We start from the raw sequence: 14,553 nt of genomic DNA on the forward strand, positions 1-14,553 counted from the left end.
TAAATCGGGATTTGCAGTTTTTTTTATTTAATCGCTACAACTTTGGCAGCGGTATTTATTGTATCAGTGGGAGTTGTAGACTCTCCTTCTACTTTTGGAGCATTTTCATCTACCCAGATTTCACCTTCAGGAGCTTTTCCATCCGGTGGATTAGTTCCTTGTAATGAAATTACATAACTTGCTATTTTTTGAATATCAGAGGGTTTAATTGTTGCTTTCCAAGGCACCATTCCTTTTCCTTCGCGTCCACCTTCCATAATAGTATTGAAAACATTTTTGATTCCACCACCTAAAATCCAATGGTCATCTGTCAAGTTAGGCCCAATTGAGCCACCTCCATCTGGTTTATGACAAGCAATACAAGTAGAAGTTTCGAACAACTTTTTACCTTCTGCCAAAGAACCGGCATCTGTAAGTAATGTTACTTTTTCTTTATCTAATAAATCCGGAGCAGTTAATTTATATTTTTCAACTTCAGCTCTTGCCACAGCCATTTCAGTTTCAAATTCTTCAGCTTGAGTATAATCTCCCATTATATGAAAACGAACAAGATAAACTAAAGCAAAAACGATAGTAATATAGAATAAATAAACCCACCAAGGTGGCAATACATTATCTAATTCTCTGATACCGTCATAATCATGATCAAGCATAACATCTTGTTCTTGTTCAATCTCTTTTGATCGAGTTAATTTTTGAACTATTCCCTGATAGAATTTGCCTTCGGTAAATGGCAATGATTGAGCTTCTTCTAATTGTTTTTTCTGATCATCTGTTAATAGATGATAGGTTACTTTATCCACTGCACTAACAACAATTTCAATGGCTACTAATAAGAATAAAAATACTCCTAAAAATAAAGCAACCATTGGAAACTTGATAAAGGCAGGTTTATCGCCTGAATCAATAAAATATTCCATTGCCCCCATTACGATGGCGAATATCAATGGAACTCTAACATATGATGGAATTAATTTTTTCATTTTTTAATTGTAAGAGGTTATTAATTAATCTTCATTTAAAGGCATTTCACTCAATTCGTTGATTTTAGATTTACTATAGGTAAAAACCCATACTAAAAGCACTATAAAAAAGATAAAGAAAATGCTTAGCGAAATAATCGGATATATCTCTATCCCAGAGATGCTATCCATATGTCCTTTAACAAACTTTAGCATACTTTACTTATTTATTCTGAACTGTTTCTTTCACTTTAATATCTTTACCAAGACGTTGTAAATAAGAAATTAATGCAACAATCTCTCTATCTTTCATTGGTACAAATTCTTCCCCTCTAACGCTTGCATTCTTTTTACTTTCCTCATATGATTTTACAAAATCAGGATCACCATACAAACTTTTTTCAATACCGGCTGCTTGTGCATCCATATTGCTTCTGGCATTCTTAATGTCTTCATCAGTATAAGGAACGCCTAGTGTTACCATCGCTTCCATTTTTTTCTCAATTAAGGAATGATCCATAGCTTTGTTGTCATACAGCCATTTATAACCCGGCATAATTGAACCTGGAGAGGTACTTTGCGGATCCCACATATGATTAAAATGCCAGTTGTCATTGTATTTTCCACCTTCACGATGTAAATCCGGACCTGTACGTTTTGAACCCCATAAGAATGGATGATCATATACATATTCTCCTGCTTTGGAATATTCGCCATATCGTTCAACTTCTGATCGGAATGGTCGAATCATTTGTGAGTGACAGCCTACACAACCTTCTCGAATATATAAATCTCTACCCTGTAATTCTAAAGGAGAATAAGGTTTAACAGCTGCAATAGTTGGAATATTTGATTTTATTACAATGGTTGGAATAATTTGCACTATACCACCGATTAAAATCGCTACAATTGATAATAACATAAATTGGATTGGTCTTCTTTCCAACCAAGAATGCCATTTTTCACCTTTTTGTCTTTTTGCACTTATAATTGCTAAGGCTGGTGCTTCTGCTAATTCATCTTCAACTTTTGAACCAGCTGAAACAGTTTTAATAACATTAAATACTAATACAATTAAACCTGTAAAATACAATGTGCCTCCAATAGCTCTCATCCAATACATTGGCATAATTTGAGTTACTGTTTCAAGGAAGTTACCATATACTAATGTTCCATCCGGATTAAACTGTTTCCACATAGAAGCTTGTGTAAAACCGGCTACATAAAGTGGTAACGAATATAAAACAATTCCTAATGTACCAATCCAAAAATGGAAATTAGCTAATTTTTCGGAATATAATTTTGTCTTAGTCATTCGTGGTATTAACCAATAAATCATACCAAATGTCATAAAACCATTCCAAGCTAAAGCACCTACGTGCACGTGTGCAATAATCCAATCAGTAAAGTGAGCTATAGCATTCACATTTTTTAAAGAAAGCATTGGTCCTTCAAAAGTCGCCATACCGTAACCGGTAATACCAACAACAAAGAATTTCAACACCGCGTCTGTTCGAACTTTATCCCATACGCCACGAAGTGTTAAAAGACCATTAATCATACCTCCCCAAGAAGGTGCAATTAACATTACGGAGAAAACAACTCCTAAATTTTGAGCCCAATCCGGTAAAGCAGTATATAATAAATGGTGAGGCCCTGCCCAAATGTAAATGAAAATTAAAGACCAAAAGTGAATGATGGATAATCGATAAGAATAAACCGGACGATTTGCCACTTTAGGTACAAAATAATACATTAAGCCTAAGAATGGTGTAGTTAAGAAAAATGCCACTGCATTATGACCATACCACCACTGCACTAACGCATCTTGAACCCCAGCATAAACAGAATAACTTTTTAAGGCAGAAACCGGCAACTCTAAACTGTTAAAAATATGTAGAACAGCAACTGTAACAAAAGTAGCGATGTAAAACCAAATCGCCACATAAATATGACGTTCTCTACGTTTTACAATTGTCATAATCATATTAAGTCCAAAAACTACCCAAATCAAAGCAATAGCTATATCAATAGGCCATTCTAATTCAGCATATTCTTTTCCGGATGTAATACCTAACGGAAGAGAAAGTGCTGCTGCCACAATAATTAATTGCCATCCCCAAAAGTTGATGTTACTCAATAAATCACTGTACATTCTGGTTTTTAATAATCGCTGCAATGAGTAATAAACGCCGGCAAAAATAGCGTTCCCCACGAAAGCAAAAATTACTGCATTAGTGTGTAAAGGTCTCAATCTACCAAAACTTAAGAAGGATATTCCATCTGTTAGGTTGGGAAATAAAAACAGAATGGCTAAAATTAGCCCTACTAACATTCCTACCACTCCAAAAAGGATACTGGCATAAAGGAATTTCTTTACAATTTTGTTGTCGTAATAAAATTGTTGCATCTCCATAATTAAACTTGTTTTTCTTCGGTTGTTTGTATTTGATTTTTGTTTGGATTTTTAATTAATTCATCGTCAAAAAGCATTCTGACAGATGGAGTATAATCGTCATCATATTGACCGCCTTTTACTGCCCGAATAAAGGCATATAAAAAAAAGATGGCCACAATAATACTTATTGATATTAAAATGTAAATAACGCTCATACCTTAAATTTATGTTAACAAAATTATAATTCCTGCTTTTTATAAAATATGATATTTGTCATACGCTAAAATCTTTTTACAACGGGTATGAAAATATGGATTATCAGTTAAAATTCCTAGCATAAAAATTACTCATAATAGTAACAAAACTTACAATAGTTACTGTACTTAAAGGCATAATTATCGCTGCTACTAATGGGGAAAGATTTCCTGAAATGGCAAAACTCAATCCTACTAAATTGTAAAGCAACGATAATCCAAAACTCATATAAATTGTTTTCATGGCATTTTTGGAATACTGCATAAAAAAGTCAATCTTTTCAAATTGTGAAGCATCTAAAATTCCATCACAAGCCGGAGAAAAAACATTTACATTTTCAGAGATAGAAATCCCCACATTACTTTGTGCTAAAGCACCAGCATCATTTAAACCGTCTCCAACCATCATGACATTATGACCCTCTTTTTGAAGATTTTTTATAAAGTTAAGCTTTTGTTCCGGTTTTTGATTAAAAACAATTGTCGAATTTTTAGGCAACATTTTTTCCAATATTTTACGTTCCCCATCATTATCACCAGATAATACTACTAAATCATATTTTTTAGCTAAGTTTTCAAACAAAAACTCTAATCCTTCTCTATACTGATTATTGAAAATATAACTTCCTTTATATTCACCATTTATTTCAACATGAACTTTGGTTTTCTTATGCGTGTTTTCACTCATGTGTGCTAAAAATTGGGATGAACCTAATTTTATAGTCGTATTTCCAAATTTAGCAAAAATTCCTTTTCCAATAATCTCTTGAAATTCATTTTGTTCCATTCTCTCTTGAGCTGGAATAAAATCATATAATCTCCTGCTTAAGGGATGATTGGAACCTCTCAATGTATTTTTCAATAATTTTAATTCGTCTGAAGTAAATTCAGCACCTTCATAAGTAATAGAAGTCTTTTTGTTGGTTGTTATGGTTCCTGTTTTATCAAATACAATCGTGTCAACTTTGGCTAATTGTTCAATCACCGTAGCATTTTTAAGATATAACTTTCTTTTACCCATTATACGCAGTACATTTCCTAAGGTGAAAGGAGCTGTTAGAGCTAAAGCACACGGACAAGCAACAATTAAAATTGCAGTAAACACATTGAAAGCAGTTGTCACATCAATAAAAACCCAATACAAAAAAGAAAGAATCGCTAATATCAATAACGCGGGAGTAAAATAGCGACTGATTTTGTCGGTGACCGTTTTGTGTTTGATTTCAACTTTCTTTTGGAATACATCGTTGCTCCACAACTGCGTTAGGTAACTTTGAGAAACAGAAAAAAGGACTTCCATTTCAATGACTTTTCCCATTTGCTTTCCACCGGCAAAAATTTTATCACCGGATTTCTTTTCAATGGCGACGGCTTCACCGGTAACAAAACTGTAGTCGATAGAAGCTTTTTCTGATATTAAAATACCATCAACGGGTATTAATTCCTGATTCCGAATTAAAAGCCGGTCCCCTTTTTCAATATCATAAACCTGAACTGAAGTTTCAGTTCCATCCGATAAAATCTTTGTAATTGCAATAGGAAAATAAGATTTATAATCTCGTTCAAAGGATAAAAAATCATAGGTTTTCTTTTGAAATAATTTCCCTAAAAGCATAAAGAAAATCAATCCGGTCATACTGTCAAAAAATCCTTGCCCGTAGCCAAAAACAATATCTACAGTACTTCTAACAAACATCACAACAATTCCTAATGCAATCGGAATATCAATATTTAATAAACCTGATTTTATGCTTTTCCATGCTGAAACATAATAACCGGAAGCTGAATATAAAAAGGAAGGAAGTGACAAAGCAAAAATCAACCAACGGAAAAATCCCCTGTATTGGTTAATCCAAAATTCTTCCACTTCAAAATATTCCGGAAAGGAGAGCAACATGATATTTCCGAAACAGAAAAAAGCTATTCCAATTTTATAAATTAAACTGCGGTCAACAACTTTTTTCCCTTCTTCATAATTATCAAGACTGATATAGGGCTCATATCCTATGGAACAGAGTAATTCAACGATTTTTTTGAGTGTTGTTTTCTCCGGATTGTATGTAATTCTAACTTTCTTTTCCGGAAAATTTACTTGAGATGTACTTATTCCTGATTGAAGTTTTTGTAGATTTTCCAAAATCCAAATACACGAACTACAATGTATATGAGGAATATAGAGTGAAACGATATGTGTTGTATCCTCTTGGAATTCGAGAAGTTTTGCAACAATTTCTTCATTGTCTAAAAAATCATATTTACCTTGAATGTCTAGTGGTGTGGCACCCGGAGCTGCCTGAAAATCATAATAACACGTTAAATCATTTTGACTGAAAATTTCATAAACCGTCTTACAACCGTTACAACAGAAACTTTTCTCATCAAAAATAATCTCTTCTTTTTTTATTATTTCATTACCACAATGGAAACAATTTCCAATGTCCATATTTTGCTCAATTTACCTATTGCAAATATGAAAAAAGGTTGAAATTAAAAACATGATAATTGTCATATTTAATTATCTTTGTAAAACCAAATAATTAATACACGATGAGCAAGTGTGAACATTGTATCGTCAGAGAATTCAGTTCGCTGAAAGCTTTGAATAAAGATGAATTACTTAAAATTGCAAGTTGCAAAACTTCTTATACAATCAAAAAAGGGGAGCCTATTTTTGAAGAAGGTGAATCTGTGAATGGTATTTATTGTGTAAAGGATGGTGTTTGTAAACTTTCTAAACTTAGTGCAAACGGAAAAGACCAAATTGTAAAACTCGTTAAATCCGGCGAATTATTAGGACAGCGTTCGATGATTAGTGATGAACCAGCTAACTTAAGTGCAGTTGCCTTAGAAGACATGGAAGTTTGTTTTATTCCGAGAAATGAAGTTTTACAGTTTTTTAATAACAACAACCAATTTTCGATGAACATCATGAAGTCCATTTGTGGTGATTTAAAAGAATCTGATGACCACATGGTTTCCATGGCTCAAAAAACGGTTAAAGAACGTTTAGCAGAAACTTTACTTTATTTAGAAGATACGTTTGGAAAAAATGAGGACGGGTCGCTTCATATTCAACTTTCCAGAGAGGAATTAGCGGGTATGATTGGTACTGCGACAGAAAGTTGTATTCGATTGTTGTCGGAATTTAATAAAGGAGGCGTAATTGATTTGAATGGAAAAAGAATCAGTATAACTGATCGAAATAAATTGAAAAGATTGTCGGAATAAATAAGCCCATTCGCGTAAACGAATGGGCTTTTTAAATATTTAGAACATTTTACTTTCTAACTAACTTAATGGTTTGAATTGCGTAATTTGTTTTCACTTTCGCAAAATAGATTCCAGAAGTTAAAGCAGTTGCATCAATAGTTGCCAAATTACTTGAAATCAATTTATCAACAATTACTTTTCCAGTTACATCAACAATTTGTATTTTTTCAATTGAATCATTTTCAATTGAAAAATTCCACACATTTTGAGACGGATTTGGATAAACTTTTGCTTTAGAGGTTGTAAAATCGACCACACTTAGTGTTGCAAAATTATATTCTCCGGTTAATCGATTGAAAGATACATTATATGTTCCGGCAACGGTTGGAATATCTATTCCGTCGGCAACACCTGTGCCAACAGGAAATGTATCACTTCCCCAATTTGTTGCCCAAGAATTATTTGCTCTGAACTTTACAACTCCATCCACAAGGGTAAGATTATTTAACGTAAAATTAATTCCTCCATCGGTTGAATTCATTTGGATATCAGTATCCCAACCTAAAGCTCCGGTACCTAAAATTGAAACAGGAACTTGATCAAAATTGTAAACTAATGTGTTTTTATTAAAATTTACATTGTAAAATCCGATTGTCAATGGAATATCACTCCCGTTTAAAGTAGCGGTTCCTCCCGGAAATGTATCGCCTCCCCAATTAACTTCCCAACTATTGTCCTTTCTGAATTTAACATTATTGGCACCAAAGTAATAATTTGGCATAGAATATTCGATTCCATTAGTAGTTATCATTGCAACACTTTCAGTCCATTCGTTAAATAATCCAATAAATCCAATGTTGTCAAAACCGGCAGAAACTGCAGTAAAACTATATGCTCCGGTTGTTCTGTTAAAAGCAATATCATAGGTTCCGGCCGGCACAGGGATATTTGGACCACCTGATGTTCCCGTACCGGTTGGAAAAGAATTACTTCCCCAATTCACAGCCCAGGCTCCATCTTGTCTGAATTTAACCCCGCCTGTTAATCCAAAAGTATAACCAGACACACTATAATTTTCATTATCCGATGTAGTCATAACCACATCTGAACCCCATCCATTAAAATCACCAACAATACCTATACTTTGAGCTTGATTGCTAAATGAAATTAAAAGAAATAAAAAAGTAAAAAGTAATTTTTTCATCATATTTTGTTTTTTAAAGTTTATTTAAAAACAAATATACAATTGATAAAATAATTAACAATAAAGCAGCAATAGAATTGTATTTATGTTAAAAAAACACAATTAAAAGGCAATAAATTTATTAATTTATCAAAACAATCAAGAAAATAATTGATTTTATAAAAAATAATACGAAAACGTTTTCGCTATTGAATTTCAGTGTTTTATAACTTTTTTGCTTCCTCCCAAAAAACATCCATTTCGGCTAAAGTCATATCCGCTAAGGGTTTCCCTAATTCACCGGCTTTACTTTCTAAGTACATAAAACGTTTGATGAATTTTTTATTAGTTCGCTCTAAAGCGTCTTCAGGATTCACTTTTAGAAAACGGGCATAATTAATCATTGAAAATAAAACATCGCCAAATTCGGCCTCTATTTTATCTTGATTACCGGAAATTACTTCTTCCTGTAATTCTGATAATTCTTCTTGTACTTTATCCCATACCTGATGAGGTTCTTCCCAATCGAAACCAACACCTTTCACTTTATCTTGAATTCTGCTGGCTTTTACTAAAGCCGGTAAACTTTTTGGGACACCTTCTAAAACTGATTTTTTCCCTTCTTTTAATTTAAGTTTTTCCCAATTTTGTTTCACTTCTTCTTCATTGGCAACCACAACATCACCGTAAATGTGTGGATGTCGGTCGATTAATTTATCACAAATGCTGTTGGCAACGTCAGCAATATCAAAAGCATTTGTTTCACTACCAATTTTTGCATAAAAAACGATATGCAACAATAAATCACCCAACTCTTTTTTGATTTCAGTTAAATCATTATCTAAAATAGCATCTCCTAATTCGTAGGTTTCTTCGATGGTGAGGTGTCTTAAACTCTCAAGTGTTTGCTTTTTATCCCATGGACATTTTTCACGCAAATCATCCATAATATCCAGCAAGCGACCAAAGGCTTCGAGTTGTTGTGTTCTTGAGTTCATTTTTTTCTATTTGTGTAAAAATAAAAAATCCTACTCGAAAGCAGGATTTTTATGTAGATTTTATTTTTAAATTATTCAGCCGTTTCTTCTTTCACTTCTTTTGATAAAGCTTCCACGGTTACTAATCCTTTTGGTTGTAACATATTATACCAATTGATAATTTTTTTAATATCCGAAGCATAAACTCTTTCTTCATCGTATTCCGGCAAAACTTCTCTAAAGTAGGAACTTAAAACACTGTTATCTTCTTTATGAGATATCGATGGTCCATCGTTTTCCTTTGTAGCAATTGCTTTAAAAACTTCAGCTAATTTTATTTCTTCATCATACGTGTAAACTGCAATTTCAGAAAGCAAACTCACATTACTTCGCATTCCGACTGTTATTTTTTTTCCGTCTAAGAAACTTTCAGCAACAAATCCAGTTCGGGTTTGTATTTTCAATTCAAATAAACCCGGCTTTCCGGAAATGGCTAATATTTTTTGTAAACTCATTGGTTATAAATAAATTAAACTTTGTTTTTTATCTTCCTTTTTTATTGAAAAATTTCATTTTATAGTCGGCTCTAATTTTACCTTCCATGATATTTTGCAATCTTTTTTTAATTAACGTCTTTTTCAAAGAAGAGATTTTATCTGTAAATAAAATTCCTTCAATATGATCATATTCATGTTGAATTACCCGAGCAATCAATCCTTCAAATACTTCTGTTTTACGAACAAAATCTTCTTCGCAATATTCAATTGTAATTTTTTCTTTTCTAAAAACATCTTCACGAACATCCGGAATACTCAAACAACCTTCGTTAAATGCCCATTCATTTCCTTCCTCTTTGATGATTTTAGCATTAATAAAGGTTTTTTTGAAGGATTTTAATTGGTTTTTTTCGTCGGTTTTCAAATCATCATTTTCACTGAAAGGTTCAGTATCGATGATAAACATCCTTATTGATAATCCAATTTGAGGTGCCGCTAATCCAACTCCATAAGCATTGTACATCGTGGCATACATGTTTTCAATTAAAATATCCAAATTTGGATAATCCGGTGAAATTTCAACGCCGACTTTTCTTAAAACCGGATCACCATATCCAATAATCGGTAATATCATTTTGTAGATTTAAAATTTTTAGATTTCTTTTTTTTGAAATCATTTTGCAAAAGTAAACAAAAAATCAAATCTGTAAAGCGTTTGCCAATTTTTAGGACTTCTGATTTAAACATTTTTTAAAAAAAATCAATTATAGCTTTAATAAATTATCCTATATTTGTTCCTATAGAATTTTAATATAAAACAAACAAATAGCTTATGAAAAATTATGTTTATTTAATTATTTTCATGTTTAGTATTAACACTTTTGGGCAAGTTACTGAAGAAGACCAAACAATTATTGAAAAAGCACTCTATTCAAAACAAGAAAAAGAGGATATGCTTGCTAAATACAAAACGGATACAGATATCATTGGTTTAACTCCGGAAGTAAAAGAAATTTATCTGAATCTCATTAATTCAAATTTTCAAAAAATGATAGTTTTGAATAAATATAAAAATTTTACTCAAAAAGAATTAAAACAACGCTTAAAAGTAATCCTTGAAGACCAACGGGTTGAACTTAAAAAAATATTAACCTACGAACAGATAAAAAGACACCAACAAATTTATAAACCAATTATTGAAAGTATCAAATTTCGAATTGATTCCTATAAATAAATTTTAAATCATCTTTCTGGTTAAATAATCCTGAAGTAGTATGGTTGCAGCTATTTCATCAACTAAACCTTTATTTTTACGTTGTTTTTTTGATAAACCGCTGTCAATCATCGTTTGAAAGGCCATTTTTGAAGTAAATCGTTCATCAACCCGAATGACTTTCATATTTGGAAATTGTGTTTTAAAATCTGATACAAATTTTTCAATAATTGGTGTGCTTTCCGATGGTAAACCATTCATTTGTTTAGGTTCTCCAATTAGAACTTCAATTACCTTTTCTTTTGAAAAATAATCTTTTAAAAAATTTATAACAGAATCTGAAGGAACAGTCGTTAATCCCGAAGCAATAATTTGCAATTCATCTGTAACGGCAATCCCGGTGCGTTTTAATCCGTAGTCTATAGCTATAATTCTAGGCATTCTCTTTTTTATTCAAAGGTACAATACAAAAAACAAAATCCTCAATTGAGGATTTTGTTTTATTTTTTTATGGCTTCAAATCTTGCCAATGGAGCCATTCGGGCTTTATTCAACGTCATTTGATTACCATTGTGACTATAATTATCCACTGTTTCCAGCATTTTAGCAAATTCTTGTTCGGTTTCCATATCCGGGCAAGCCATCATGGTGGAAGCTCCTCTACTGAATTTGATACGCAACGACTCTTCATTTAATTCATATTCGCCCATCAAATTATTACAACCTGCAAAAGCAGTATATCGATTGTCTCCTTTTAATTGCAAAATGAATTCTTTTGTGTTTTTATCCTTATTTTCAATTTTTTTTCCATTCAATTCTACTAGTTTCCATTTGGTTTTTTTCATTGGACTATTTTTTGTATCGTCTGACGGTGTAAAAAATGTTGTTAACTTTTGTAAAATGTATTTATCTGCCAAATCTCCCGTTATTTCTTGACCTTTCATGTCTAATTGCATGACATAATTTTCGCCTACAAAATAGTTGGATGGAGCGTTTTTAATACCTGACAAAATGACCTTATTTCCCTCTTTATTCCATGCATAGGTTCCTTTACTCTCAATTGGTAATGCATTCTCTTTTCCAAGATATTTGGTCGTCAATACATACTTTTTGTCTGCTGTAAGTTGCAAAGTTGTTTCAATACCTTCGCAATCTGCACAAGGTAAAACACCAAAATAAGTTCCATCATAATCCAACGAATTACTTGCGTTGTGGTCATTGGTAAACGCAGTAGCACTCTTCTCTATCACCGTTTTATCAGTAGTTGTGTTTTTTAACTTTTTAGAACAACCAACGGTTATTAGTACCAGAACAAAATAAATGATTGTTGTTGTTTTCATAATCTTGAAATAATCTTTTAACAAATTTAGTATTTTTGTTTTCAAAAATCAATCATTTGCAAAAATCAAACCACTTTTTCTTATCAAAAGATTTTATCTTTGCTCAAAATAAAATAACATGACCGAATTAAAAAACACTATAGAAAAAGCTTGGGACAACAGAGCTTTACTCCAAGAAGAAGCGACAATTACAACTATTAGAAAAGTCATTGATTTATTGGATAATGGAAAACTACGCGTAGCCGAACCAACCACCGAAGGTTGGCAAGTGAATGAATGGGTTAAAAAAGCGGTTGTCATGTATTTCCCAATCCAAAAGATGGAAACTTGGGAAGCCGGTATTTTTGAATACCACGATAAAATGTTATTAAAACATAATTATGCTGAAAAAGGAATTCGTGTAGTTCCTCCGGCAGTAGCTCGTTATGGAGCTTACATATCTAAAGGTGTAATTTTAATGCCTAGTTATGTAAATATTGGAGCGTATGTCGATGAAGGCACCATGGTGGATACGTGGGCAACGGTGGGCAGTTGTGCTCAAATTGGAAAAGATGTCCATTTAAGTGGTGGCGTTGGAATTGGTGGAGTTTTAGAACCGCTACAAGCTGCACCGGTTATCATAGAAGATGGAGCGTTTATTGGTTCAAGATGCATAGTGGTTGAAGGAATTCGGGTAGAAAAAGAGGCGGTTTTGGGAGCTAATGTTGTTTTAACCGGTTCTACTAAAATTATTGATGTGACCGGAAGTGAGCCTATTGAATATAAAGGATATGTCCCTGCACGTTCGGTGGTGATTCCCGGAAGTTATACCAAAAAATTTGCCGCAGGAGATTATCAAGTTCCCTGTGCTTTGATTATCGGACAACGTAAACCATCAACCGATTTAAAAACGAGTTTGAATGATGCGTTGAGAGAATATAATGTGGCTGTTTAAATTGTTTTTTAACCAAATCATTATATTATTTTGTACAAAGATTTAATCAAATTATTACTGAAACGATTATTGATTGTTGCTTTCTTATACCAAGTTTGCAGAATTTTATTTTATGCTTTTAATCGGAATGCTTTTGATAAATTGGATCTTTCCACTTTTTTGGGAGGAATTCAATTTGACTTATCTGCTATTGGCTATATCAATTTGATCTTTATTTTAGGTCACTTAATTCCGGGTAATTTTAAATACAAACCCATTTATCAAAAAGGCCTAAAAATTACTTTTTATAGTGTAAACTTACTTTTTATAGCTACCAATTTTGTCGATTTTGAATACTATAAATTCACAGGAAGAAGAAGTTCTTTTGGATTAATTACCGCAACCGGAATGGAAAATGAAATAGGCGTTTTATTACTTTCGTTCCTAAAAGAATTTTGGTATTTACCATTACTTCTGATTGCTATTGGAATCTTATTTTGGAAATCAATTGGTAATTTTAAATCCAGAAATTCAAATTCAAAATCAAAAAGACATCATTTAAAAGAATTTGTTATTTTGATTATTGCATTAGGTTTAGGGTTATTAATGGGTAGAGGCGGATTTAGAAAAAAACCGCTCAAAGTAGTAGATGCTATAAGTTATAGCGGAACCGGAAATTCTGCTTTGATTTTAAACACCCCTTTTACCATACTAAAAACGATTGGAAAGAAAGAAACGTTGGAAAGCCCTAAATTTTATGACCAAACCACATTAGACCGCATTTTTAATCCGGTTGTAAAAACAAATCCTTCGGGAGAAAGCACTAAAAAAAATGTAGTGATTATTATTTTAGAAAGTTTTGGAAATGAAAATATTAGGATTGGTTATACGCCCTTTTTTGATTCATTAGCAACACATTCTTATTATTTCAAAAACGGATTTGCAAATGGTAAATTATCAATCGATGCAGTTCCTTCAACTTTATCGAGTATCCCTAGCCTGATGAATCATTCGCTCATCACTTCTAATTATTCTTTAAATGAAATATATGGTTTACCTAAAATTTTAAAAGACAATGGTTATGCAACATCTTTCTTTCACGGAGCATTTAATGGGAGTCAAAATTTTGACCAATACTGTAAAGTAGCAGGTTTTGATAACTATTTTGGGAAAAATGAATATGAAGGACCGGAATCATTTGATGGAACTTGGGGCGTATTTGATGAAGAGTTTCTACAGTTCTTCTGTCAAAAATTAACAAGTTTCAAACAACCTTTTTTCTCCTCAGTTTTTACTATTTCTTCCCACAATCCGTATACTATTCCTAAAAAATATAATGGGAAATTCCCGAAAGGAAAAACTAAAATTTTAGAAAGTATTGCCTATTCCGATTATGCTTTAAAACAATTTTTTGAAACAGCAAAAAAACAAGAATGGTATAATAACACTATATTTGTTTTAACCGCAGATCATACTTCTTCCGATCCAATATTAGCTAAGCATAAAACAAATGTGGGCAAATTCAGCATACCTATATTATTTTTTGACCCCTCAAATCCGGAATTAAAGGGAGAAATTGAAAAAAATATCCAACAAATTGACATTA

15 protein-coding genes are annotated in these 14,553 nt (G+C 32.4%); 4 read left to right on the top strand and 11 right to left on the bottom strand.

Annotated features, from left to right (window positions below; genetic code table 11):
- Positions 1 to 23 precede the first annotated feature (23 nt).
- The 5 genes from C0512_RS09115 to C0512_RS09135 all read right to left on the bottom strand — a co-directional run bounded on the left by C0512_RS09115 (position 24) and on the right by C0512_RS09135 (position 6,057).
- Positions 24 to 983: a cbb3-type cytochrome c oxidase N-terminal domain-containing protein gene (locus tag C0512_RS09115; protein WP_290860788.1), complete on the bottom strand. Its 960-nt coding sequence runs from the start codon at positions 981 to 983 to the stop codon at positions 24 to 26.
- Positions 984 to 1,007: 24 nt separating this feature from the next.
- Positions 1,008 to 1,178: a CcoQ/FixQ family Cbb3-type cytochrome c oxidase assembly chaperone gene (locus C0512_RS09120; RefSeq protein WP_290860790.1), complete on the bottom strand. Its 171-nt coding sequence runs from the start codon at positions 1,176 to 1,178 to the stop codon at positions 1,008 to 1,010.
- Positions 1,179 to 1,185: 7 nt separating this feature from the next.
- Entirely contained in the window at positions 1,186 to 3,378 is a 2,193-nt protein-coding gene (gene ccoN, locus C0512_RS09125; protein ID WP_290860792.1) for a cytochrome-c oxidase, cbb3-type subunit I, read from the bottom strand.
- Between the two features lie 2 nt (positions 3,379 to 3,380).
- A complete protein-coding gene (ccoS, locus tag C0512_RS09130; protein WP_290860794.1) occupies positions 3,381 to 3,575 on the bottom strand; it encodes a cbb3-type cytochrome oxidase assembly protein CcoS in 195 nt (64 codons plus the stop codon).
- Positions 3,576 to 3,678: 103 nt separating this feature from the next.
- Positions 3,679 to 6,057, bottom strand: a complete 2,379-nt coding sequence (locus tag C0512_RS09135; protein ID WP_290860796.1) for a heavy metal translocating P-type ATPase metal-binding domain-containing protein — start codon at positions 6,055 to 6,057, stop codon at positions 3,679 to 3,681.
- A gap of 104 nt (positions 6,058 to 6,161) precedes the next feature.
- Here C0512_RS09135 and C0512_RS09140 point away from each other — a divergent pair, with 104 nt between their 5' ends.
- A complete protein-coding gene (locus C0512_RS09140) occupies positions 6,162 to 6,842 on the top strand; it encodes a Crp/Fnr family transcriptional regulator (RefSeq protein ID WP_290860797.1) in 681 nt (226 codons plus the stop codon).
- 49 nt (positions 6,843 to 6,891) lie between these two features.
- On the opposite strand, the gene C0512_RS09145 is transcribed toward C0512_RS09140, so the two are convergent.
- The 4 genes from C0512_RS09145 to def form a co-directional block, all read right to left on the bottom strand.
- A complete protein-coding gene (locus C0512_RS09145; RefSeq protein ID WP_290860799.1) occupies positions 6,892 to 8,028 on the bottom strand; it encodes a T9SS type A sorting domain-containing protein in 1,137 nt (378 codons plus the stop codon).
- A gap of 203 nt (positions 8,029 to 8,231) precedes the next feature.
- Positions 8,232 to 9,005 (bottom strand): nucleoside triphosphate pyrophosphohydrolase, encoded by a 774-nt coding sequence (gene mazG / locus C0512_RS09150; RefSeq protein WP_290860801.1) that lies wholly within the window; start codon positions 9,003 to 9,005, stop codon positions 8,232 to 8,234.
- 71 nt (positions 9,006 to 9,076) lie between these two features.
- Positions 9,077 to 9,499, bottom strand: coding sequence for a DUF5606 domain-containing protein (locus tag C0512_RS09155; protein ID WP_290860803.1), 423 nt, complete (start codon positions 9,497 to 9,499; stop codon positions 9,077 to 9,079).
- A gap of 28 nt (positions 9,500 to 9,527) precedes the next feature.
- Entirely contained in the window at positions 9,528 to 10,115 is a 588-nt protein-coding gene (def, locus tag C0512_RS09160) for a peptide deformylase (protein WP_290860805.1), read from the bottom strand.
- 198 nt (positions 10,116 to 10,313) lie between these two features.
- Here def and C0512_RS09165 point away from each other — a divergent pair, with 198 nt between their 5' ends.
- Positions 10,314 to 10,715: a hypothetical protein gene (locus tag C0512_RS09165; RefSeq protein WP_290860807.1), complete on the top strand. Its 402-nt coding sequence runs from the start codon at positions 10,314 to 10,316 to the stop codon at positions 10,713 to 10,715.
- Positions 10,716 to 10,718: 3 nt separating this feature from the next.
- Here the strand turns inward: C0512_RS09165 and ruvX are convergent, their stop codons facing one another.
- A complete protein-coding gene (gene ruvX / locus C0512_RS09170; RefSeq protein ID WP_290860809.1) occupies positions 10,719 to 11,135 on the bottom strand; it encodes a Holliday junction resolvase RuvX in 417 nt (138 codons plus the stop codon).
- Positions 11,136 to 11,194: 59 nt separating this feature from the next.
- Positions 11,195 to 12,034, bottom strand: coding sequence for a copper resistance protein NlpE N-terminal domain-containing protein (locus tag C0512_RS09175; RefSeq protein WP_290860811.1), 840 nt, complete (start codon positions 12,032 to 12,034; stop codon positions 11,195 to 11,197).
- A gap of 118 nt (positions 12,035 to 12,152) precedes the next feature.
- Here C0512_RS09175 and C0512_RS09180 point away from each other — a divergent pair, with 118 nt between their 5' ends.
- Both C0512_RS09180 and C0512_RS09185 read left to right on the top strand, forming a co-directional pair.
- Positions 12,153 to 12,968: a 2,3,4,5-tetrahydropyridine-2,6-dicarboxylate N-succinyltransferase gene (locus C0512_RS09180; RefSeq protein WP_290860813.1), complete on the top strand. Its 816-nt coding sequence runs from the start codon at positions 12,153 to 12,155 to the stop codon at positions 12,966 to 12,968.
- Positions 12,969 to 12,998: 30 nt separating this feature from the next.
- Positions 12,999 to 14,553: LTA synthase family protein (locus C0512_RS09185; RefSeq protein WP_290860815.1), on the top strand; the 1,555-nt coding region annotated here is incomplete at its 3' end.

Origin of the sequence: Flavobacterium sp. (assembly GCF_013822155.1) — a bacterium.
Classification (GTDB): Bacteria; Bacteroidota; Bacteroidia; order Flavobacteriales; family Flavobacteriaceae; genus Flavobacterium.